Below are 23,575 nucleotides of genomic sequence, written 5' to 3'. Positions count from 1 at the left end.
AATAGCTTCTTAATACATAGAAGGCATATTTTACTTTTTCTAAGAAAATCAATTGCCATAATGAAAAGCCAAATTATTAAGAGTGCAAATAAAAAACTACGGGTTTTTTGCTAACTTGTCCATATCTCCTTATTGTAAAACCATTAAATGGTGGATATGAAATTATTTTCTCGCCTCAGTGTATGCCTCACGTTTTTCTTGCTTGCGCCAGGGCTCCTTATTGCACAGCAAAAAACAGCTTTAAAAGACTCAACAGTTAAAGATAGCGTAATCACTTTTGTAGAGAAAATGCAGCTTTTTGCAAAACGGTCGGCAAGTAGAAGCGCTAAGGATTTTGAGGCAGATAAAGCTGTGCTTACCCAGAATAGAATTTTCGAAGAAGTTAAAAGAAACCTTCAAAAAGCTAAAATTTATCTAAATACATCAAACGATACCGCAAGCATAAAATCAAGTCTTGATGGAATCGAAAAAGATTTGAACACGGCTATCGACGGTGTAATTACAAACAAGGGAAGTGCCCAGACTTTTAGGAACCTTACGGCTACAGCTAAAATTTTAACAGAGCTACAGGTTAAAGCCACGAGGATTAAGGTTACGTTAGATTTACGCCAAAAAGAACTTAATACTTTCCGTTACCAATTGGATTCGTTACTCAGTATTCCAGAACTGTTTAAATTTTCAAACGATTCATTAACGCTGGCTAAATATATCCAGCAGATTAGGGTAGTTGCTTATCAAGAAGTACCTATAGACAGTGCTATTAAACAAAAGAGCATACACACCCAAGAGATGCTCAACAGAACCAATTTACTGGTTTTTAATCTGCAAACCAATCAGGAAGAGATTTTAGGCTATCAGCGTGACATGGCAAAAAACACTTTTAGAAGAGAATTTGCCAATATCTGGGATAAAGCCTCTTATGTTCGGCCTTTTAAGGAAATCTTAAATCAGGCTGTAGCAAAAGGCAACCTAACACTTGTTTTTTACTTAGAAAACAATCTTGGAAAGCTATTTATTCTTGCGTTACTGGTTATGGCATCTTTCCTTTATTTGCGTTCGCTAAAATCAATCTACAGAGAAAATAATCTTTTGGTTAATAATTTCGAGGGTCAGTTGGTGCTCCGGTATCCATTTCTATCGGCTTTGCTTTTGGTGGTAAACATTGGCCAATTTATTTTCTTTTCGCCTCCATTTATTCTTAATGTTATATTTTGGGCAATCTCTTGCCTTAGCTTAACCTTTCTTTTCCATAAGTTTATTACTCGTTATTGGATGGGCGTATGGCTGCTTATGGTGGCATTTTTTTTAATTACCGCTGCCGACAATCTTATTCTTCAAGCTTCGCGAGTTGAAAGATGGTACATGATTATCATTTCGTTAGCAGGAGCAATTGCTGGAATATTCATCCTCCTAAAAGGAAAAAAACAAGATCTTAGGGAAAAGTTGATTGTGATATCTATTGGGCTGATGACCATTTTGGAATTTGGCTCAACACTAGCAAATATGTTTGGCAGGTACAATCTATCAAAAACCTTACTTATTAGTGGCTACTTAAATGTAGTGGTCGCTATTTTATTCCTTTGGACATTAAGGCTAATTAATGAAGGTTTATTTCTGGCTTTTAATGTTTATACCCAACAAGACAAAAAACTATTTTATCTCAATTTCGACAAGCTAGGGAAAAAAGTGCCATCAGGTTTTTATGCGCTATTGGTATTTGGATGGCTAATCTTATTCGGGCGTAATTTTGCTGGTTTTGAATACATGGTTACGCCTTTGACAGAGTTCTTTGTTAAAGAACGAACCTTGGGCGATTATACTTTTAGCATTAATGGGCTGCTATTATTTTTCGTTATCATGGGGGTTTCTGTGGTCATCTCAAAAATTGTATCCTTTTTTGCATCAGATAAACATTTGGCGCATGACAGGGAAGATCACACTGTAATGCATGGCATTGGGAGTTGGTTGCTTTTAATTAGGATAATGATTTTAAGCATCGGGCTTTTTCTTGCCATTGCCGCAGCAGGAATTCCGTTAGATAGAATTACGATTGTGATTGGTGCTCTTGGAGTAGGTATTGGTTTTGGTTTACAGAACATTGTAAATAATTTAGTAAGTGGATTGATCATTGCTTTCGAAAAGCCAGTAAATGTTGGCGATATTGTTGACATAGACGGACAGGCTGGTACAATGAAATCAGTAGGGTTTAGAAGTAGTGTAATTACTACTTGGGATGGTGCAGATGTAGTAATGCCCAATGGCGATTTGCTAAACTCACATCTGATTAATTGGTCGTTAGCCGGAAATAGAAGACGTGTATCAATTGCACTTGGAATTGACTACGATTCGGACCTTGATTTGGTAAAAACTTTATTAAATACCATTTTTGATGAAGAGGAACGGATTTTAAAAAAACCCGCTCCAACTATTAACTACGATCAGTTTGGCAGTAGTTCTATAGATTTAAAGCTTTATTTTTGGGTTAAGGATTTTAAGGAGGCTTCGGCAGTTAAGAGTGATATCATCATGGCAATTGCCAATGGCTTGAAAGAAAATAAGGTTAAAATTCCTTATCCACAGCAAGAAATATTTATTCAGAACCTGGAACAAATCAAAAAACCAAAAAAGTAATTGTAAAAGTTCTTTCTAACTAACTATAATAGCCAAATTAAGGTGTTAATACAAAACAAGCACCAACCTTTATCAGATTGATGCTTGTTATTTACCTTAAGAAAATATTTATATCTTATAATATTGCTCCCAACCCTTACGTGGCGGTGGGCCTACTAGCAATTCATTAGCTTTTCTATTATTAGTAATTACTTTTTTCTCTCTATCAAATTTCAATTTATCACCAGTCCATTGCGCTAAAACGCCTAGGCAGAATACTTGGCTTAAAGGTCCTGCTATTGCAAATGGAGAACGAGTTTGTTCTTGCCCTTTACAAGCCAGTAAGAAATTGGCGAAGTGGTTAGATGGGCTTTTAGGAACTTGCGGCAACTTAGCAGCCATCCCTTTTGCTTTTTCTTCTGGAATGATAGATAAAGTACTGCCATGCGAACCTCCTTTAAAAGTAAGGTCTTTACTATAAATGATTTTACCGGGATTAAGTTTTGCTGGTTGTATGGCACCTGTACTTGGAGGCGGAATATTTGGGTCGAGACCAGATACACCGTAACCTGCAGGTATAGGCGGCAAATTGTCAACGCCATCGTACCAACTAATTTCTAATGGTGGCATTTCTCCACGTTTAGGAAATTTGAAAGATAGCGTGGTAGAAGTTGGGTAGAAGAAATCATTATGTCCTGTTAATTTCTTCGGTTTTACCTCATAAGGCAAACCAAGATTAAGGAACTGATGTGATGTATCTAAAATATGCGCACCCCAATCGCCCAATGCTCCCATTCCGAAATCGTACCAGCAGCGCCATTGCCCATTCACGAAATCTTTATTGTAGTTATGGTTATCGGTAGCCATCTGCCAAATGTCCCAGTTTAATGTTCCAGGTTTAGGTTCTGCCGCTGGGAAAGATTTTATTTTTGTATCCCATCCATGCCAACGCCTAGATGAATTCATGTGTGCTGTAATTGCAGTTACATCTTTAATGATACCTGCATCTACCCAAGCTTTGTATTGAAAATAATTAGCTTCAGAGTGCCCCTGATTACCCATCTGTGTTACCACCTTAGGATATTTCTCAGCTGCTTTCATCATGAGCTCTACTTCATTAAAAGTACGAGCCATAGGCTTTTCGGTATAAACATGGATACCTAAGCCCATTGCCATCATGGTGATAGGAAAATGAGCAAAATCTGGAACACCAATAGATACCGCTTCAATTTGCTTGCCCATTTTATCAAACATCTGTCTAAAATCTTGAAAACGGGGCACATCTGGAAACTGTTTTAAAATTTGTAATGTTTGTGGCGCACCCATATCTACATCACATAAGGCAACAACATTGGCCAAACCAGTTTTGTATAACTCTAGGGCAATTTCTGCTCCTCGATTACCAATTCCTATAAAGGCGATGTTAACCTTATCGGCAGGCCCAATCCATTTGCCATTCGCCATTAATAAATTAGGTGCTGCAATTGCCGCAGATGCCAGTAAGGCTTGTTTCAAGAATAACCGCCTCGAAGATTCGTTGTTCATTGTGTTAATATTTGGGTGATTTGAGCCCTCAAAATACATAAATTATGTAAAAAAACATATAATAGTTGAAAGCAAAGCAATAGAACCGCCAAAGGAATGGCTTACCTTTTCCGAGATGCTTAAAAGGTTTGGCACAAGCAAGATGGCTCTAAGAAGGCGTATGGCTGAAGGTATGCCCTATATTAAATTCGGAAATCAACTTCGCTTTTTTCCTTCTTTAGTAGATGAATGGGTGCTTTCTCGGAGTTAACAATTTAAGACAATTTTAAAGCCCTAAGTGCAACGAACATATATCTAAGTGGTAAAGTTATCAGCTTTAACAAAAGGGCAAATATTACGCAAATTTTAAGTGCTAAAATGCATAACGATAATATTTGCTTAAATTAAATTACTCAGTCACAACTGCGGAGTAATCAAAAAGTAGATGATAGATAGAAAAAATATCATAGTTATCAAAGCTTTTCTTGTGAGAGGATGAATATCCACCATCAAAATTACTGTGGAGGTCAATGCTTTTTAGGGGGCTTGTAGTATTAATGGTTGACCCTTTTTTTAGCTCATTGTTTATTTCACCAGAAATATGTAGATGATTAAGCTTTGAATTTTCTATAAAGCCTATCTGTCCTTCGAACGGCAATCTTAAATTAGAGTGATTTCGACTGCAAAATTTGGAAATATCGAGTATGTAGTTTTTAGTGTCAGAAAGTATCTTTATTCTTTTACACTCCACTGCAAAGTATATATTTTCATCATTCTCATTCCATTCTTTTTGTAATCCTATTTTATTGATATAGATGTCTATTTTATCAGGCTTTTGCTTTCCATCACTATCAATATACCTTTTTTGAGTTTCGGCGGAAAAATTAATATTCTCTAAAACCGAAAGCCTTCCATTCAAAAGATGTTTGTTTTTAACTAAATAATTATCAATGAGTTCGAATTTTAAGTAATCTTCAAATGAAATGGTCGTATTGGTTGCAACCCATTTTTTGGAATAGGGGTTAATGGTGTTTTTTAAAAAAAGATTGTTACATTCAATTATATACCATAAGATAGTCTTTATCCTTTTATCAGTTACAGAAAATATATTTTTTCTGTGTTGTATGAAGTTGGAAGCATTAGTCATTTATTTGGTCTTTTAAACTGTGCAGTTCTGCTAATTCTATAGCTTCTTTAAATTCTGCTACATCATACCAAGCTATTGCCCTATGCCAGCATTTATATTCGTTTGGCTTAATTATGTAAAATGAGTTTTTTTCAAAACCTTTAATATCTTTCTGCACAAATAAATTTTTTGTTGGGTCTTGGGTATTTGTAATTTGCTCTATGCTTAAATTATTTGCTAATTTTTTCAGAACTTCCTTTTCATCTTTATCATTTGGATAAATAATGGTTTTTTTTGGTTTTGAGCCTAAAAAGATAAAATTTAAAGCAATAAAATAATTTAAAGGATAAACCTCAACTTGCAAAAATTCTTCATCATAAATATTTTCGAATTCTTGTATAAATACATTTGCATATTTTTCAATAAAGGCTTCATTGGAGTCTATTGCCCTTGTGAATAAATGTTGTTTGCTTTCTTGAAATTGAAATCTCGATACATCCAATACATAATTAATAAGATCCTTTTCGTGCTCTTTAATTTTATATAAATTGTTAATCGTTGAATTGATTTCGTTTAATATTTTTTCATTTCTTTCAGGCTCACCTAAATTAAATTGATTAAAAAACTTTTTGTTTGGCTCCAAAAACTGATTTGCCAGACTAATTAATCTTGTTTTTGTTTCAGTGGTTGGTTCAATAAAGGGTAAATCAAGAAATTCTTCATCAAACCTCACAGCAGGTCTAGTTCCAACACCCCATGCTGCAGATATCAAATAGAGAAAATAGCATGTTAAGTCTGATTTAAAAAAGGTATAAAGAACTTTAATATAATTATCATCTTTAGAGGAAATTGAAAAAATTCCCTTTCTAAAAACTAAATCTTCTTTAGTATATGATACTAAAGGTTCACTTTCATTAAAAGCCTGTTCTTTAAATAATATTTTACTTCCTATAAATATATTTTTATTCCTTCCCCTTGACAGATGGATGTCTTTTTCCGTCAAAGCTTTTGTTTTCCAAATTCCGGAATAATCTTGTTTTATTTCACTGTTTTCTATAATGGGCAACCCTAATAATTCGTAATAAGGTTTTGGATCTTTGCCCCTTTCTATACCCGCACCTTTAAACAGAACATTATTATCAATTAACTCTTGAACGCTAGTGGTTTTTAATGAATATAATTTACTAATTAAGATAAAATCCATAGTGTTACCATATAGGGCAACTTTAAACATCCAGTCATTGTCTATAAAATGTTTTTGCAATATTTTTTTTTGGTCAAATTTCTCAATGACTAACATCTTAAAATATTTTAAAAACCGATTTGATTTTACAGATTGGTGATCTATGACATTATTCAAATATTCTTTTTCCTGAGAAAGCCTGTAATAAATAACAGTTGCAGGACTGTTTTTCTGTTCAAAGATTAATCTTCTTACTGGAGATAAATCAAAGAATTTGTCAATGCAATAAGTTGTTAAAAACTCATTCTTGAACTTCTTTGTAGTTTTTGAGACGTTATAAAAAATAGTACTTGTTACAATTAATGCTGCACGAGTATCACCTTGCATAAAATCTTTTGTTCTTAATAGGAAAGATTGCGCAATCTCGAATCTACCAACAATTTTTTTGTTATGCTTTAACCAGCTTGTATGTACAATATCATCCTTTTTACTTTTCCAAGGTGGATTTCCTAAAATAAATTTTGGACAACTTTGTTTAATTACCTTATTAAATTCATGTGCTGTATTAAAGAAATTCGCTTCAAATAAATTTTCATCTAAAAAATTTGGAAATGGGTATTGTTCAACATCTTTTGGCTCCTGATAATCTAACAAGGCAATATAAATTGAAAAACAAGTAACCTTTAATGCCTCTCTATTAATATCTATCCCAAAAAGATTACGCTTAGCAATATCTCTTATCTTATTACTAAATGCTTCTTTGTCATCTTTACCATTTAACTCAATCTCTTTTTCAATCATCCTTCGCAATGACTGAACAAGAAAAATTCCAGAACCTACGGCAACCTCAAATATTGTACATTCAGAAGACTGAGATTTATTTAGATAATCTTCAACCGTATCGCTTAAAATATAGTCAACTAAGAATGAGGGAGTATAAACAGCAGAATTAAGTTCTCTCGTTTCTTCATCTATCAAAGATTCATAAATCCCGGAAATTACTTCCACAGGAATTATTGAAAAATCAAAAATTTCAAAAAAGTATCCCTCAAATAATGTTCCTTGTTCTTGTAATTCACCTTTAAAAACATTCGCAAGATAATCTGAATGTGTTTGATCAAGTTGAATATCAAACTCCCTAAATAATACTCCGTTAAACTTGTCATTTAAATTAGCAAAAAGCTCTTTTAAGCGTTTTGGTTGCTTTATTATATTACTAAAACTCTTTCTCTTATCATTGGTTGTTTCTCCCGAAATAAAACCATTATCTATTTTAATACCTCTATCAATCAAATAGCGAATAAAAATTAATCTTAATATTAGAGAGTTTGCTTGTTTGTCATGCAAATGGTTCAAGTTATTTGTATCTGTCAAATAATACCTTACCTCTTTAATATTTTGGAACAGCCTTTCATTAACCCTTTTTCTTGTTTCTCTTTTCTTCGTGTTTTCTAAATAATCGTTCTGAAACCATTTCCATGTTTCCCCACTTTGCAAATTCCAAAAAGAAAACCTGACATCACGCTCTTCATCAGTCAAATTTATTTCTTCAAGCTCGCCACCATTACCTTCTTTATTTTTAATATAATTTAATGCATTAAAGATTTGAATAGTTGAACTTTTAACTATAAAAATAACTGGAGAATTATCAAAAGACCATACCTTTTTATGTATTTCATTTTCTCTAGCAACGTCATCGTCTCCTATTAAATCAAAAAATAAAATAAAGGGCTGCTTATTAAAAACGTAAACGGCATCGGGCTTTATAGTATCCAACTTGCTTTTAACGTCTATATGGAAATCAAAAAAATAAGTATTGCTATCTTCTGTCCTAAAGAAAACAGTATTTTCCAGTCCTAGTCGGGTTAATAGCTTAATTAATTGATTATTTTTCAAAATTACTTTTTAACAAATTTATAATTTAATTCGGGATTTATTTACTAATTATTTTAGTATTTTATTGTATTACTTACTACCCCATATTTATCACGCACTTGTTATTGTTAATCGAATTTCAAGGTCTCTTTCTAATTAAAGAATTTTAAGTTGATATGACAGAAGTAATAATGCTATATTTATTTTTTTCTAAACTCTCATAAATTAACGACTCAATGGAAAACAATCAGGATATTCAAATCATATTAATTCCAAAAGATACTACACCCCAACAAATTGAAACTTCAATATCGGCTTTCAATAAACCTCTTGCAGATTTACTTGAACATATCGGATTACCAACCGAAGATATTCTTTCACCAGTTGAAGAACGTAGAAAAGTTATATACGCTTTGGAAAGTACGATTGAAATTCTACCTCTTGATGAAAGAAATAAAGCAACTTACTTGTCAAAATTTACAGTTGCTGTTTCTGTTGGATTATTTGATGGTGCTTTAAATTTTCTTTGGGATGAAACGATAAAAGCACTTAGAAGGCTTGCATCAGATTTCGATCTTCAGTATTTTCTAATTGTTGCACATACTGTAAATTCAAAATATAAAACGTTAATTAATTCAGACGATTTAGCTGCTATAGGTGATCACGATTTATTAGAAATTTGTAGAAGAATAGGTTTGATAAGTGACATCAACTATAAAAGATTAGAAAACGTAAATTATCTAAGAAATCATGCAAGTGCAGCACATCCAAATGAAAATTCTGTTTCTGGAATTGAAATGCTTAGCTTACTGGAAAGTTGCCTAAAATATGCCATCACAGCTAAGCCAGACCATTCCGTAATACAAATTAAACAGCTTTTTGATAACTTACGTACTAATGAGATACCAAAAGAAGACTTTTCTATCATTGGTTCAGATTTAGTTAAACAACCTCAAGAGAGAATTGACGACTTCGTATTATCAATTTTTGGCGTCTATACAGACCCAAGAACAGATGCAAAAGTCAGGAAAAATATTGATCGATTAACACCATATATTTGGGATAATGTAACTGAGGACACAAAGTACAATATTGGTGCAAAATTCGGAGTATATAGAAAAAATGGTGACGTTGATAGAAAAGATGCAGTTCAAAAATTTCTTGAAACAGTTAGTGGCTTAAAATACAAAGATGAGGATAGCTTAACGGCGGAGTTAATAGAAAAATTACAAAACCTAAAAACGGTACATTTTGAGTGGAATAACTTCTATAATGAATATGCTCATGCTAAATCTATTGACGTATCCATTCCTCCTACAGGAATACCCGATAGTATTAGTAAGCTTTTTGTAAAAGTTATATGTCTTTGTTATGTAGGAAATGGAAGGGGCTATAAAGAAGGAGTTGATGTAGGTGCTGTTGAATATTACAATAAATTCATACAGTCATTTACAGTTAATGATATTAAGAACTTTTTATCATTGTTTAACGACCCTGAATTTACAACCGACTTTAACTACTCTGTACCCGATAGAAGATTGAAACAACTTGCTACATTTTTCAAATCAAAAACAAAAGATGCATACATAAACAAAGTTCTTGACTTAATTTTAAGTTTCCCCAGGGGAGCAATGCAAAACTTGTCTACAGATAGTAGATACAAGGAAGCAATGAAGTTCATTAAATAAACTCGCAGTTAAGTGTGTAAATGAGAGGGATCAAGACCTTTAATACGTAACCAACGATACCTTTAAATGAAAAAATTAGTGTTAAGCGGTATCGTTTTATTTAGGTCTTTTGTCACTGGTGTCAGTCGGAAATTGAACGACTGCTGGAACGTCTGAAGTTGGCAGGCTATCAACATTTTCAGATGATGTGACAACAACTTGTTCCTCATTAGGCTTAATATTATTTATAGGTTGTTTACTCTTATGCTTTGTCTTCTTGCTTTTCTTACTATAAGTTAAAACCTTCGGTGTTGATTTTTTCAAACGATTACTCTTCATACCAATTGCGATAATAAATCCTATGATTATTACCCAAAGAAAATATTTTACGTGTTTAATCTTCAAAGAAAAGGCTTTTTCAGTCTTTTTTGAGGTCTTTTCAATATTTGAAATAGGGTTATTAACAAAACTATTTCTCTTTTCTTTTAGCAACTGGTTTTTATATGCCAATTCTTCCTCAAGCTTTTTAAGCCTCTCGGAATGCTTTTTTAACTCTGACTGTTCACTAAGGTTTAAATCATATTTTCGTCGCTCCTCCTCATCGAAAAGAATCGTATAGGCTTCGTTAATCTGTTGAAACATTTGCGAAAAATAAGCATCCCCATCATTCTTGTCGGGGTGGAATTTTATTGAAAGCTTTCGATAAGCGGTCTTAATCTGCTCTTTACTTGCATTTGATGGAATCCCTAAGATATCGTAGAATGTACTCATTAACGACTATATATATACCATAAAATACCAATAGCTACGATTTACCAAAAAACCACTTTAGCATTGCCATACCAATCTATATGCTTGGCACATTTATAACAAACAGATCTAAGACCAAAATGGGTGCTTGTCCCAAAAGTTATGGTCCTGCCATAGTTTGTTCTTCTAGATTGACCAGTATAAACCTCTCTTCGATAATTTGCGTTAGAATTACCACACTGATAACATGTTGCCATACCTCTTCTATATCATAAACATTTGATATTGTGTTTTAAAGATATATAATTATAGATATAAACAAAGAATTGCTATCAAATCATAAGAAATTTGATGTGATGAAAATAGCACAAGATGAAAGAGGGGTAAATATAGGGGAAGCAAAACTCCTGACAGCCACGATACCGAACGATACCGTTAAACGAAAAAAAGTTGGTGTCCAGCGGTATCGCCTTAAACCAACTTTTTGTTCTTCCTGTAGCCCGCAGGGGAATCGAACCCCTATTTCCAGAATGAAAATCTGGCGTCCTAACCGGTAGACGAGCGGGCCATTTTATCAGTTTTGAGTTGAGAGTTTTGAGTAGTGAGCTAACTCACAACTTTTTACTCTAAACTCCAAACCTTAAAAAGGTAGCGGGAACCAGACTCGAACTGATGACCTTCGGGTTATGAGCCCGACGAGCTACCAACTGCTCCATCCCGCACTATTTTGTCGATGTTAAACTTGTAAGTCATAAAACCTTACACATCAACTTTGGTATTGATAAAAAAACCGCTCAACTTTTATTTGTAAAGCGGTTTCGTAGCCCGTAGGGGAATCGAACCCCTGTTTCCAGAATGAAAATCTGGCGTCCTCACCCCTAGACGAACGGGCCATTTTTATCAGTTTTGAGTTGAGAGTGTTGAGTAGTGAGCTAACTCACAACTTTTTACTCCAAACTCCAAACCTTAAAAAGGTAGCGGGAACCAGACTCGAACTGATGACCTTCGGGTTATGAGCCCGACGAGCTACCAACTGCTCCATCCCGCACGCTATACAATTCGAAAGCCAATTTGCAAATGTTCCTGCCCTTGTTCCGAATTGGAATGCAAAGATATAATTCGTTTCTTTGCAGAACAAATTTATTTCAAAAAATATTTCTATGTCACATAAAGCTGGTTTTGTAAGTATCATCGGGAAGCCAAATGTTGGTAAATCTACCCTAATGAATGCCCTAGTGGGTGAAAAGCTTTCTATCATTACACCAAAAGCGCAAACCACTCGTCACCGAATTTTAGGAATTGTGAACGAAGATGAGTTTCAAATTGTATTTTCAGACACGCCCGGCATCATAAAACCGCTTTACGGATTGCAAGATTCGATGATGAGCGCCGTAAGTGGAGCACTTAGTGATGCAGATTTAATTCTTTTTGTAACAGACATTCACGAGAAACATGACGAGAATGATGTACTAGAAAAAATCATCAATACCACCATCCCTATGGTTGTGTTATTAAATAAAATTGACAACGCCACACAAGAACAAGTAGATGAGAAGTTTGCTTACTGGCAAGAGAAATTAAACCCTAAACATATCTACGCTATTTCTGCCCTGCATAAATATAATTTAGAGGGCATATTGCCAATGATTTTGGAGAACATCCCAGAACACCCGGCATATTATGATAAAGAAGAATTAACAGACCGCAGTCAACGTTTCTTCGTTTCTGAGATTATTCGTGAGAAAATCTTCTTTAACTACAAAAAGGAAATTCCTTATAGCACAGAAGTAATCGTAACTGCTTTTAAAGAAGAAGAAAGTAAAGGCGGACCAATGGTTCGCATCACTGCAGAAATTATAGTAGAGCGAGATTCGCAAAAGAACATATTAATTGGTACTGGTGGAGCAATGCTGAAAAAAGTGGGTATGGAAGCCAGAAAAGACATCGAAGCGTTTTTAGAGAGCAAGGTATTCTTGGAAACTTTCGTTAAGGTTATACCAGACTGGAGAAGTAAAAAGAATTATTTGAAGAGTTTCGGCTACGATAGCTAGAAAAGGTTAATGGTCAATGGTTCATAGTTAATTGTCAGGTCGTTTACTTGAATGCAATACTAAGCCATTGAATAGTTCAAAAAACTCAAAACGAATTAGAATTTATTCTTCCAATAATAAACCGTACCTTTGCACTCCTTTTAAAAGGGTTAATACTTTAAAACAAAGAGAGTTACTATTGGCGGGTATACAATAGCTGATGGTTAGTAGCCAAGATGTATGCGTAAATACGTAAGCATCCAAACTATAAGCCATGGTCTATCAACCATCAACCAACATCACAAAACAATAACACCATGAGCAATATTATCGCAATTGTCGGAAGACCAAACGTAGGCAAATCTACCCTTTTTAACCGCTTAACAGAAAGTCGCAAAGCTATTGTAGATGATTTTAGCGGTGTAACTCGCGACAGACATTATGGTAAAGCAGAGTGGACTGACAAGGAATTTACCGTTATTGATACTGGTGGTTATGTAGCCAATTCTGAAGATGTTTTTGAAGCTGCCATTCGCGAGCAGGTTGTAATTGCCATTGAAGAAGCAACTGTATTGGTATTCATGGTTGATGTAACTACAGGCATTACAGATTTAGATGATGAAATTGCTTCACTTTTACGTCGAAGTAAAAAACCTGTATTTGTTGTGGTAAACAAAGTTGATAATCATCAATTAGAAAATGATGCAACTGTATTTTACGGTTTTGGTTTAGGTGAAATTTACACCATCTCTTCTATGACAGGTTCTGGAACGGGAGAATTGTTAGATCAAATCATCACTCACTTTGAAGATGTAGTTGAAGAAGAAAACGCTTTACCTAAAATCACTATTGTTGGCCGCCCTAACGTTGGTAAATCTTCATTAATTAACGCTTTAATTGGCAAAGACCGTAATATCGTAACTCCAATCGCTGGTACAACCCGCGATTCAATCCATATTCACTACAATCAGTTTGGTCACGAATTCATGTTCATTGACACTGCTGGTTTGCGTAAAAAAACGAAGGTAAAAGAGAACATCGAATTTTATTCGGTTATGCGTACCATCAAAGCTTTAGAAGAAGCTGATGTTGTAATGCTGATGATTGATGCGGAAGATGGTTTAGAGTCTCAAGATGTAAACATTTTCCACCTTGCCGAGAAGAACAAAAAAGGTATCGTGATTTTGGTTAACAAATGGGATTTAATTGAGAAGAACAATAAAACCATTAAAGAATTTGAAGACCAAATCCGCACTAAATTACAACCGTTTACAGATGTGCCGATTGTATTTATCTCGGTTTTAAACAAACAACGTATTTTCAAAACGATAGAAACGGCTTTAGAAGTTCATAAAAACCGTAGCAAGAAAATCCCAACTTCTAAGTTGAACGATGTGATGCTTCCGATTATCGAAAACTATCCACCACCTGCGTTAAAAGGAAAATACATTAAGGTAAAATATGTTACTCAAATCAACGCAACCTCTCCAATGTTTGCATTTTTCTGTAACCTGCCTCAATATATTAAAGAGCCTTATAAGCGTTTCATAGAGAATAAATTGCGTGAGCATTTCGATTTTTCTGGCGTACCGATACAAATTTATTTTAGACAAAAATAGTTCATTGGTCATTTGCTCATTAGTTCATTGGGCTAGGAGCAAAAGATAGTCGGAAAAGTCCGAAAGTCAGTAAAGTCCGAAGTAGTGAGTCGAAAAAGCCTCAGCGAAGCTAAATCTCTAACCTAAGAACTTCTGTTTTTGAAAACGAAAGTTAGTTTTTCATGGTAAATTGCAGTCCTGCTGTTCGTTTTACTTCTCCCGATGAAAAATCGGGATCGTGTTCACTACCATCAGCCTGCCTGCCGCAGGCAGGGTTTAAATAACAAAGGCAGTATTCCAATCATTCTGTACCATGCAAAATCACCTAGAAATTGTAAACAGCACAGCTGAAGATTTAACTACCATATTTGAGTTTTATGATATGGCTGTGGCTCACCAGAAAAAGGTCTCTGATAAGCACTGGCAAGGATTTGATGTTGAGCTAATCAAAAATGAGATCTCGGAGCAAAGACAATATAAAATATTAGTCGACGGAAAAGTAGCTTGTGTGTTCCTAGTTACCTTTAACGACCCACAAATTTGGGAAGAGAAAGACAAAGACTTGGCTATCTATCTTCATCGCATTGTTACCCATCCAAATTTTAGGGGGCATGGTTTTGTAAATATCATTACCAATTGGGCAAAGGCTTATGCTAAAAACCAGCAACTTCAATTTGTAAGATTAGATACTTGGGCAGATAATGAAAAACTATTTATCCATTACACCAATTGCGGTTTTAACCATGTTGGTAGTATTAAGATAGGAGCCGATAGCGGATTGCCAAAACATTATGAAGGGATTGCCTTGAATCTTTTTGAGATAGAGGTTTGAGAAGGAGTCGGGAGTCGTTAGTGAGAAGTCTTGAGCAAACTTACTTCGATCCTGCCGTCATTTCGAAATGAGCTTTTCGCGATTGAGAACCACAAAGTGCTCAGCGAAGCTAAATCCCCAACCCTCTTGAGCACTCGCGTATCGCTTATTGTGAAAACAAAGCCAACGCAATCATCCATCAAACAGATATCTCGTCGCTGCGCTCTGTCGATATGACATGAAACGACTATTGCAAACTAACCAAAGCCTGTTTTACCACATTATCCGTTAAGTTGTGTGCTTTGTAGTACCCAGCATAACCTAAATGATATTTGCAAAGCATCAACTTCAAATCATTATAAATTAAGGGCTTAGATGCGATTAGTTGTTTCACATCAATATTGATGTTTTTTGCCTGTATGTATTTCAGTAAATCTTTGTAATCTGTATCGTTTATGCTAAAAGTATTAAGCGATTGTGCCAAGTAAGTAGAAGTATATCTATCAGCCAAAACATCAAAAACGAAATCTATCAATACTTTTTTATCCACCAATGTTCCATAAAATTTATTGTAACCTAGTGTATCTAACTTCACATAAACATCAGGCTGAATGCCTCCACCACCATAAACTCTTTTTCCGCTTTGCGTAGTATAAATAAATGTTTTCTGAAGGCTATCTCTAGTTTTGGTATTCATCGCGGTTAGTTCTCCATCCTTATACCTATCTTCCAGCTCATGCTGATAGGCTACATAACCTTTTTTGTAAGATTTCTGGATACTTCTACCCAGTGGCGTATAATATCTGGCAATGGTTAGGTTTAGTGCAGAACCATCATCAAATGCAAATTGCTCTTGTACCAAACCCTTCCCGAAAGAACGCCTACCAATAATAATTCCCCTATCTAAATCTTGTATCGCCCCTGCGAAAATCTCACTCGCCGAAGCCGAGTTTTCATTTATCAGCACTGCTAATTTACCTTGTTCAAACTCACCTCCACCTGTGGTGTAATAATCTGTACGAGGCTCGTGTTTACCTTCTGTATAAACAATCAGTTTATTTTCCGGCAAAAATTGATTAGCTAATCCGGTTGCAGCAGTTACATAACCACCACCATTATCCCTTAGATCTAAAACCAATTTCTTCATCCCCTTGGTTTTAAGCGAACGAACGGTTTCTATGAAATCATTATCCGTATTAGCGCCAAATTTACTGATACGAACATAGGCAGTTTCATTATTGAGCATATAAGCTGCATCAATACTACTTACATCAACCTTTCCTCTTTTGATATTTAATAGAGTTGGGACAGTATTGCCAGGACGTAAAAAAGAAATCAATACCGAAGTTCCCCTTCTACCTTTAATCTTACCTATCATTTCTGAACGAGGTAAAGATTTTCCACTCACATAAGCACTATCTACTCTTAAAATTTTATCGCCCTGCTTAACTCCAGCAAAAAATGCCGGACCGTCTTTAAGTACATTGGTAACCAGCAAGGTATCGTTAAGGATATAATATTCAACGCCAATTCCCTCAAAATTACCTTCTAAAGCCTCTTCTAATTCGAAAGCCTTTGTTGCAGGTAAATACATGCTATGTGGGTCTAGTTGATGCAACAAACTATCTATAGGAAGATGATGAAGGCTATCTGCATTTACATCATCAACATAATTTTTATTAATGATGTGGATAATGTCTTCGACTTTTTGAGCTTCTGTAGTTGCTAAACGAGCATCTCGATTAATCTGAAATCCTTGGTCTTTTAAAAATTTATAACCCAAAAACATACCACCTATTAAGGTAACTGAATAGGTTAAGGCGATAAGGATATTAAAACGAGTACTTTTTTTCATTGCGTAGCGCCCTGCAAAGTTATGAATTTTAGCCTGTTAATCGGATAACAATACCTGTAACATTTTAGTTTTTTGAATATTTTAAGCTAAATATTTGCAATGGCGTAATCTTCTCTCTAAAATTGCAGGGATTTATTGATAATATTTCCTGTTAATTGAGAAATTAACGAACTTTAACATAAATGACTTCCATGAACAGAATAACCGAACAAGAATCTAAGTATAATGATATTGATAAAATGTCTGTTCTAGAGATTTTGACAAACATCAACAACGAAGATAAATTAGTTCCACTAGCCGTAGAAAAAGCATTGCCTCAAATAGAAAAACTAGCTTCGGCCGTTGCCGAAAGAATGAGTAAAGGTGGTCGTCTTTTTTACATTGGCGCTGGCACAAGTGGTCGTTTAGGCGTGGTTGATGCATCTGAATGCCCTCCAACGTTCGGCGTATCCTTTGACACTGTAGTTGGAATTATTGCTGGCGGCGATACGGCTATTAGGAGAGCTGTTGAATTTGCCGAAGACAATGAAACACAAGCTTGGGTAGATTTACAAGAATATCAAATTAATGAGAAAGACTGTTTAGTAGGCCTTGCTGCCTCTGGCACTACTCCTTACGTAATTGGCGGATTAAACACAGCTCGTAAATATGGCGTTTTAACAGGTTGCATCATTTGTAATGATGGCGGACCAATTGTAGCTGAATCTGATTTTCCAGTTGAAGTAGTTGTTGGTCCTGAGTTTTTAACGGGCTCAACAAGAATGAAATCTGGCACTGCTCAAAAATTGGTTTTAAATATGCTGAGCACAACTGTGATGATTAGATTGGGTAGAGTTAAAGGCAATAAAATGGTTGATATGCAGTTAACTAACCACAAGCTGGTAGATAGAGGTACGCAGATGGTGATGAAGGAATTGAATATTGGTCACGACGAAGCTGCAGATTTATTAAACAAATACGGAAGCGTTCGCAAGGCTGTTGAGGCAAGTAAATAAATTTACAATTGTAGATTTACGATTTACGCTAGCATTATCTATACAACTTTACAAAATCTAAAATCGTCATCCGATAGCTATCGGGTCTAAAATCTAAAATTTGCCTAATGCACGAAATTGAGCCTTTTTACTTATGGAGAGATGATTACATTGCTGCAGAAGACGACCGTTCGCCATTTTTTGAAACCGAATACTCTGAGTTTTATTACGATAAGCAGCTTTATAATTTCTTAATCCACCCGCAATGGGACACTTTTGGCTCTAATACACTTTACATAAAGGTATTATTTGTAGACTATGATAAGGAATATGCCATTATAGAGCTAATGGGCGAATGGAATGATGCGATTAACAATGATATCATGATGCTCAAAAGGGAAATTTTGGAGTTAATGGTAGATGAAGGCATCAATAAATTTATCCTAATAGGAGAAAATGTACTGAACTTTCACGCTTCAGACGATAGTTATTATGAAGAGTGGTTTCAGGATGTAGAAGAAGGATGGATTGCAGGGGTAAACTTCCACGAACACGTCATCAAAGAATTTAGGGATAACAGCATCGACTATTATATTAACTTTGGTGGTGAGTTGGATGATTTGCATTGGCGCAAGTTAAAACCACGTCAGTTTTTCAAAAAAGTTGAAGAACTGTTGACAAAAAGATTAAATTAAAACACGATATTTAAATACAATTATTTACAAATCAAATGGAACAACAAAATTATAATTATAACAGTGATAGTGTTTTTGTACAGGAAGGTTCTGTATCCAAGAAATTCTTTGCTAATGTATTTCTTTGGATGTTTATTGCTTTAGGCATAACTACATTAGCAGCTTATCTTTTTGCGTCTAGTCCAGAATTGATGCAATATATTAGAAAAACTGATGAAGTTACTGGAAGAAACAGTATGACTATTTTAGGCTGGATAGCTACTTTAGCCCCATTGGGACTAATTTTTGCAATGGGAAGTGGGCTTAATCGATTTTCTTATGCAACTATTTTAGGAGCTTTCTTATTATTTTCTTTCTTGTTAGGAATCAGTATGAGTTCTATTCTATTTAGATATGAAATTACTTCAGTTTACACCTGCTTTATCGCTGCTGCTGGTATTTTTGGGATCATGGCGTTTTTGGGCTATACTACAGATGTTGATTTAAGTAAATTCGGCCCAATTTTAATGGTTGGCTTAGTAGGTCTAATTATTGCCTCTGTAATCAATATGATTATTGGAAGCTCTACTTTACATTACATATTAAGCTTTGTGGGAATTGCCATTTTTACAGCATTAACGGCCTATGATGTTCAAAAAATTAAGAGGATTGGCCTAGGCATTGAGGAAAATGGCGGACAAATTGCAGCGGCCGACACAAAAAAATTGGTTTTAATGGCTGCATTGTCGTTATACTTGGACTTTATCAACATCTTCATTTATCTATTACAGATTTTCGGAAGCAGAAAGTAATCTTACCATTTTTCAGAATATAATATTGAAGGCTACGCAGATTTGCGTGGCCTTTGTAATTTTATTTGGCATTAGCACCCAATTTTTTGGAATTGATAATGCTTTGTTGCACCTTTGTACTGCTTATTAAGAAAGATGGAGGGATAGACCCTACGAAGTCTTAGCAACCTGTGCCAACAAGGTGCTAATTTCTAATCTCAGCAGTGGCGAGAGAAGATAAGTTTAAGGAGAAAGAACAATCCAGACTTTTACATAAGCCTATTAGATTTGAGTATAGCGTATTGCGTATAGCGATTTTGCTTTGAACTCAGTACGCAAATCTCAATACGCAATACCAAATGGATATTAGAGAAGAACTAGAAAAACGTATTTTAATTATAGATGGTGCAATGGGCACTATGATTCAGCGCTACACCTTAACTGAGGAAGATTTCAGAGGAGAGCGCTTTAAGAATCACCCTTGTGATGTAAAAGGCAATAACGATTTGCTAAACATCACTCGCCCTGATATTATCAAAGCTATTCACCTCGAATACCTAAAAGCAGGTGCAGATATTATCGAAACCAATACTTTCAGTACGCAACGCATTTCCATGGCCGATTACCAAATGGAAAACCTTTCTTACGAATTAAGTTTTGAAGGTGCGAGAGTTGCAAAGGAAGCTGCTACAGAATTTATGGCTGCAAATCCCGATAGGAAATGTTTTGTAGCGGGTGCAATTGGTCCAACAAACAGAACCCTTTCTATGTCGCCAAATGTAAACGACCCTGGTTACAGAGCTGTTTATTTTGACGAGTTAGAAGAAGCTTATTACGAACAAGTTAGAGGTTTAGTTGATGGTGGTTCTGATGTGTTATTAATTGAAACCATCTTTGATACCTTAAATGCAAAAGTGGCTATTGTTGCCATTAAAAAATATGAAGAAGTAATTGGTAGAAAGCTAGAAATTATGATTTCTGGAACCATAACCGATGCTTCTGGAAGGACATTATCTGGCCAAACAGCGGAAGCTTTCTTAAATTCTGTGATGCATGCCAATCCGCTAAGTATTGGATTTAACTGTGCATTAGGAGCAAAAGAAATGCGCCCACACATTGAAGAATTGGCGGCAAAAGCTGGCTGTTATGTTTCTGCTTATCCAAATGCTGGCTTGCCAAACGAGTTTGGTGCTTACGATGAAATGCCTCACGAAACTGCACATCTGGTGGATGATTTTATCGCCTCAGGATTTGTGAATATTGTTGGTGGTTGCTGCGGCACTACTCCAGAACACATTGGCTGTATTGCCGAAAAGGCAAGAAAAGCGGAGCCAAGAAAAATTCCTTCCATTGAGCCTTATATGCGTTTAAGTGGCTTAGAGCCTGTAACCATTACGCCAGAAAGTATTTTCGTAAACATTGGTGAAAGAACAAACATCACGGGTTCTCCTAAATTTTCTAAGTTAATTTTAGGTGGCGATTATGAAGCTGCCCTTGCCGTTGCCTTACAACAGGTAGAAGGTGGTGCGCAAATTATCGACGTAAACATGGACGAAGGGATGTTGGATTCGGAAGCGGCAATGACCAAGTTCCTGAACCTAATTGCATCTGAACCTGATATTGCCAAACTACCCATCATGGTCGATTCATCTAAATGGTCGGTGATAGAAAATGGCTTAAAATGTTTGCAGGGAAAAGGTATCGTTAACTCCATATCCTTAAAAGAAGGAGAAGAAAAGTTTAAAGAAAGCGCTCGTAAAATCATGCAATACGGTGCTGCGGTTGTAGTAATGGCTTTTGATGAGCAAGGACAAGCCGATAACTTTGAACGTAGAAAAGAAATCTGTAAAAGAAGTTATGATATTTTAGTAGGTGAAATAGGTTTCCCTGCTCAGGATATCATTTTCGACCCAAATATATTAACCGTTGCCACTGGTTTAGAAGAGCATAACAACTACGCTGTAGATTTTATCAATGCCACAAGGTGGATTAAACAAAACTTACCTTATGCAAAAGTAAGCGGTGGTGTTTCTAATATTTCGTTCTCGTTTAGAGGGAATAATACCGTTCGTGAGGCGATGCACTCTGCGTTCTTATATCACGCCATTCAAGCTGGCTTAGATATGGGAATCGTTAACGCAGGTATGCTAGAAGTTTATCAGGAAATACCACCTGAACTTCTAGAACGTGTGGAAGATGTATTGTTAAACAGAAGAGATGATGCTACCGAGCGATTGGTAGAATATGCTGATACCATCAAAAGTAAGGGCAAGGAAATTGTTCGTGATGAAGAGTGGAGAAAAGGAACAGTTGAAGAAAGATTATCTCACTCATTAGTTAAAGGTATTGTAGAATATTTAGATGATGATGTTGAAGAGGCTCGTCAGCAATATGACAGACCAATTCAGGTAATCGAAGGCCCTTTAATGGACGGGATGAACATTGTTGGAGACTTGTTTGGCGCTGGAAAAATGTTCTTGCCACAGGTTGTAAAATCTGCTAGGGTAATGAAAAAGGCGGTAGCTTACCTCCTACCATTTATCGAGCAAGAAAAGTTGGACAATCCCGACCAAGACCAAAATTCATCTGCCGGAAAAGTATTAATGGCGACCGTAAAAGGTGATGTTCACGATATCGGAAAAAACATTGTAGGTGTAGTTTTAGCCTGTAATAACTTCGAGATTATAGATATGGGTGTAATGGTTCCTGCACAAGACATCATTAAAAAAGCAAAAGAAATTAACGCAGATATTATTGGTTTAAGTGGCTTGATTACACCATCATTGGATGAAATGGTTCACTTTGCCAAAGAAATGGAACGCGAAGGATTTACCATTCCACTGATTATTGGAGGCGCAACAACTTCTAGAATTCACGCGGCAGTTAAAGTTGCTCCAAATTATTCTGGGCCAGCGATTCACGTTTTAGATGCATCGAGAAGCGTAACGGTTTGCAGCACTTTGATGAACCCTGAAACTAAGAATGATTACGTGGCTGGCATTAGGGCTGAATATGATAAAGCTCGTGAAGCACATTTAAACAAACGTTCTGACAAGAGATTTAAAACGATTGAAGAAGCAAGAGCTGATAAATTTCAAATCGAACTGGATAAGGTAGTTACTGAACCAACTTTTACAGGAACAAAGGTTTTTGAAGATTACCCATTGGATGAGTTAGTGCCATATATCGATTGGACACCATTCTTCCACACTTGGGAATTGAGAGGCAGTTATCCTAAAATATTTGATGATAAGTTTGTAGGTGATGAAGCCAAAAAACTATTTGATGATGCTCAGGTACTATTAAAAAAGGTAGTTGATGAAAAACTGTTAACCGCAAAAGGTGTGATTGGATTTTGGCCAGCTAATTCTGTGGGAGATGATATTGAACTGAATGTAAAAGGTAATCCCGATAATTATCGGGAGGAAAATGGAAAATGGTTTGAAGACACATCTTCCATCTCACCTCTTACATCTTCCATAAAAATCCATACCCTTCGCCAACAGGCGGAAAAAATGGCTGGTGAACCATATTATGCGTTATCAGATTTTGTGGCACCTAAAGAAAGTGGCGTACAAGATTACTTTGGCGGTTTTGCTGTTACAACAGGTATTGGAATTGATGAGTTGGTAGCCGAGTTTGAGAAAAACTACGATGATTACAACAGCATCATGATTAAAGCATTAGCAGATAGGTTAGCTGAAGCTTTTGCTGAACGGATGCATGAGTTAGTTCGTAAAGAATATTGGGGCTATGCTAAGGACGAGAATCTAAGTAATCAGGAATTAATTAAGGAAGAATATGCAGGTATTCGTCCGGCACCAGGTTATCCAGCTTGTCCAGAACACACAGAAAAAGGAACTTTATTTAACTTGCTTGATGCGGAAAACAAAATTGGATTACGTTTAACAGAAAGTTATGCCATGTATCCAACCGCAGCTGTGAGTGGTTTTTACTTTTCTCATCCTCAATCTCGTTATTTCGGATTAGGAAAAATTACTAAAGACCAAGTAGAAGATTACGCCACAAGAAAAGGGATGAGCTTGGAAGAGGCTGAGAAATGGCTTAGTCCGAATTTAGCTTATTAAAGATTTGAGTAAAGCGAAT

Annotated in this window: 14 protein-coding genes, 4 tRNA genes and 1 riboswitch; of the genes, 9 read left to right on the top strand and 9 right to left on the bottom strand. The window is 35.6% G+C overall.

The features are described from left to right. Positions 1-156: 156 nt before the first annotated feature. Positions 157-2,631 carry a mechanosensitive ion channel domain-containing protein gene (locus R2Q59_RS17030; protein ID WP_316786429.1) on the top strand — a complete coding sequence of 825 codons (2,475 nt, stop codon included), beginning with the start codon at positions 157-159 and terminating at the stop codon, positions 2,629-2,631. 108 nt (positions 2,632-2,739) lie between these two features. On the opposite strand, the gene R2Q59_RS17025 is transcribed toward R2Q59_RS17030, so the two are convergent. From R2Q59_RS17025 to R2Q59_RS17015, 3 genes are all read right to left on the bottom strand, one after another. Further along, positions 2,740-4,155: a Gfo/Idh/MocA family protein gene (locus tag R2Q59_RS17025; RefSeq protein WP_316786427.1), complete on the bottom strand. Its 1,416-nt coding sequence runs from the start codon at positions 4,153-4,155 to the stop codon at positions 2,740-2,742. Positions 4,156-4,543: 388 nt separating this feature from the next. After that, positions 4,544-5,281 (bottom strand): hypothetical protein, encoded by a 738-nt coding sequence (locus R2Q59_RS17020; RefSeq protein ID WP_316786425.1) that lies wholly within the window; start codon positions 5,279-5,281, stop codon positions 4,544-4,546. Further along, on the bottom strand, positions 5,274-8,339 hold the full coding sequence (locus R2Q59_RS17015; RefSeq protein WP_316786423.1) for an Eco57I restriction-modification methylase domain-containing protein: 3,066 nt from the start codon (positions 8,337-8,339) through the stop codon (positions 5,274-5,276). Before R2Q59_RS17015 ends, R2Q59_RS17020 begins: the two co-directional genes overlap by 8 nt. Before the next feature lie 215 nt (positions 8,340-8,554). Here R2Q59_RS17015 and R2Q59_RS17010 point away from each other — a divergent pair, with 215 nt between their 5' ends. Beyond that, positions 8,555-10,006: a hypothetical protein gene (locus R2Q59_RS17010; protein WP_316786421.1), complete on the top strand. Its 1,452-nt coding sequence runs from the start codon at positions 8,555-8,557 to the stop codon at positions 10,004-10,006. Between the two features lie 96 nt (positions 10,007-10,102). Here the strand turns inward: R2Q59_RS17010 and R2Q59_RS17005 are convergent, their stop codons facing one another. The 5 genes from R2Q59_RS17005 to R2Q59_RS16985 form a co-directional block, all read right to left on the bottom strand. Beyond that, complete coding sequence (locus R2Q59_RS17005) at positions 10,103-10,756, bottom strand: J domain-containing protein (protein WP_316786419.1); 654 nt, start codon at positions 10,754-10,756, stop codon at positions 10,103-10,105. Positions 10,757-11,231: 475 nt separating this feature from the next. Continuing rightward, a tRNA-Glu gene (locus tag R2Q59_RS17000) sits at positions 11,232-11,303 on the bottom strand. A gap of 81 nt (positions 11,304-11,384) precedes the next feature. Beyond that, positions 11,385-11,457: transfer RNA gene (locus R2Q59_RS16995), tRNA-Met, on the bottom strand. A 99-nt stretch (positions 11,458-11,556) separates the two neighbouring features. Further along, positions 11,557-11,628: transfer RNA gene (locus tag R2Q59_RS16990), tRNA-Glu, on the bottom strand. An 82-nt stretch (positions 11,629-11,710) separates the two neighbouring features. After that, a tRNA-Met gene (locus R2Q59_RS16985) sits at positions 11,711-11,783 on the bottom strand. A gap of 112 nt (positions 11,784-11,895) precedes the next feature. Between R2Q59_RS16985 and era the strand changes: the two genes are divergently transcribed. The 3 genes from era (at position 11,896) to R2Q59_RS16970 (ending at position 15,195) form a co-directional block, all read left to right on the top strand. Further along, entirely contained in the window at positions 11,896-12,786 is an 891-nt protein-coding gene (era, locus tag R2Q59_RS16980) for a GTPase Era (RefSeq protein WP_316771187.1), read from the top strand. A gap of 296 nt (positions 12,787-13,082) precedes the next feature. Next, complete coding sequence (gene der / locus R2Q59_RS16975) at positions 13,083-14,384, top strand: ribosome biogenesis GTPase Der (RefSeq protein ID WP_131552172.1); 1,302 nt, start codon at positions 13,083-13,085, stop codon at positions 14,382-14,384. A gap of 292 nt (positions 14,385-14,676) precedes the next feature. After that, positions 14,677-15,195: a GNAT family N-acetyltransferase gene (locus R2Q59_RS16970; protein WP_316786417.1), complete on the top strand. Its 519-nt coding sequence runs from the start codon at positions 14,677-14,679 to the stop codon at positions 15,193-15,195. 226 nt (positions 15,196-15,421) lie between these two features. Here the strand turns inward: R2Q59_RS16970 and R2Q59_RS16965 are convergent, their stop codons facing one another. Next, complete coding sequence (locus tag R2Q59_RS16965; protein WP_316786416.1) at positions 15,422-17,029, bottom strand: S41 family peptidase; 1,608 nt, start codon at positions 17,027-17,029, stop codon at positions 15,422-15,424. Positions 17,030-17,220: 191 nt separating this feature from the next. Between R2Q59_RS16965 and murQ the strand changes: the two genes are divergently transcribed. The 4 genes from murQ (at position 17,221) to metH (ending at position 23,556) form a co-directional block, all read left to right on the top strand. After that, positions 17,221-18,024: an N-acetylmuramic acid 6-phosphate etherase gene (gene murQ / locus R2Q59_RS16960; RefSeq protein WP_316786414.1), complete on the top strand. Its 804-nt coding sequence runs from the start codon at positions 17,221-17,223 to the stop codon at positions 18,022-18,024. A 107-nt stretch (positions 18,025-18,131) separates the two neighbouring features. Further along, the gene (locus R2Q59_RS16955) at positions 18,132-18,698 is read left to right on the top strand and encodes a hypothetical protein (RefSeq protein WP_316771181.1); all 567 of its coding nucleotides are present in this window, start codon (positions 18,132-18,134) and stop codon (positions 18,696-18,698) included. A gap of 35 nt (positions 18,699-18,733) precedes the next feature. Next, positions 18,734-19,489, top strand: a complete 756-nt coding sequence (locus R2Q59_RS16950) for a Bax inhibitor-1/YccA family protein (RefSeq protein ID WP_316786413.1) — start codon at positions 18,734-18,736, stop codon at positions 19,487-19,489. Between the two features lie 120 nt (positions 19,490-19,609). Beyond that, positions 19,610-19,712: riboswitch (SAM riboswitch) on the top strand. Positions 19,713-19,827: 115 nt separating this feature from the next. Further along, on the top strand, positions 19,828-23,556 hold the full coding sequence (gene metH / locus R2Q59_RS16945; protein ID WP_316786412.1) for a methionine synthase: 3,729 nt from the start codon (positions 19,828-19,830) through the stop codon (positions 23,554-23,556). Positions 23,557-23,575: the final 19 nt, after the last annotated feature.

It is taken from the genome of Pedobacter frigiditerrae, from assembly GCF_032678705.1.
GTDB classification, from domain to species: domain Bacteria; phylum Bacteroidota; class Bacteroidia; order Sphingobacteriales; family Sphingobacteriaceae; genus Pedobacter; species Pedobacter frigiditerrae_A.
The sequence above is the reverse complement of the archived record's forward strand: the minus strand, read 5'-3'. Positions and strand labels throughout refer to the sequence as shown.

Bases quoted from the DNA above. Each gene is read 5' to 3' on its own strand.
- R2Q59_RS17030 (WP_316786429.1), top strand. From the start codon at position 157: ATGAAATTATTTTCTCGCCTCAGTGTATGCCTCACGTTTTTCTTGCTT.
- R2Q59_RS17025 (WP_316786427.1), bottom strand. From the start codon at position 4,155: ATGAACAACGAATCTTCGAGGCGGTTATTCTTGAAACAAGCCTTACTG.
- R2Q59_RS17020 (WP_316786425.1), bottom strand. From the start codon at position 5,281: ATGACTAATGCTTCCAACTTCATACAACACAGAAAAAATATATTTTCT.
- R2Q59_RS17010 (WP_316786421.1), top strand. From the start codon at position 8,555: ATGGAAAACAATCAGGATATTCAAATCATATTAATTCCAAAAGATACT.
- R2Q59_RS17005 (WP_316786419.1), bottom strand. From the start codon at position 10,756: ATGAGTACATTCTACGATATCTTAGGGATTCCATCAAATGCAAGTAAA.
- era (WP_316771187.1), top strand. From the start codon at position 11,896: ATGTCACATAAAGCTGGTTTTGTAAGTATCATCGGGAAGCCAAATGTT.
- der (WP_131552172.1), top strand. From the start codon at position 13,083: ATGAGCAATATTATCGCAATTGTCGGAAGACCAAACGTAGGCAAATCT.
- R2Q59_RS16970 (WP_316786417.1), top strand. From the start codon at position 14,677: ATGCAAAATCACCTAGAAATTGTAAACAGCACAGCTGAAGATTTAACT.
- R2Q59_RS16965 (WP_316786416.1), bottom strand. From the start codon at position 17,029: ATGAAAAAAAGTACTCGTTTTAATATCCTTATCGCCTTAACCTATTCA.
- murQ (WP_316786414.1), top strand. From the start codon at position 17,221: ATGAACAGAATAACCGAACAAGAATCTAAGTATAATGATATTGATAAA.
- R2Q59_RS16955 (WP_316771181.1), top strand. From the start codon at position 18,132: ATGCACGAAATTGAGCCTTTTTACTTATGGAGAGATGATTACATTGCT.
- R2Q59_RS16950 (WP_316786413.1), top strand. From the start codon at position 18,734: ATGGAACAACAAAATTATAATTATAACAGTGATAGTGTTTTTGTACAG.
- metH (WP_316786412.1), top strand. From the start codon at position 19,828: ATGGATATTAGAGAAGAACTAGAAAAACGTATTTTAATTATAGATGGT.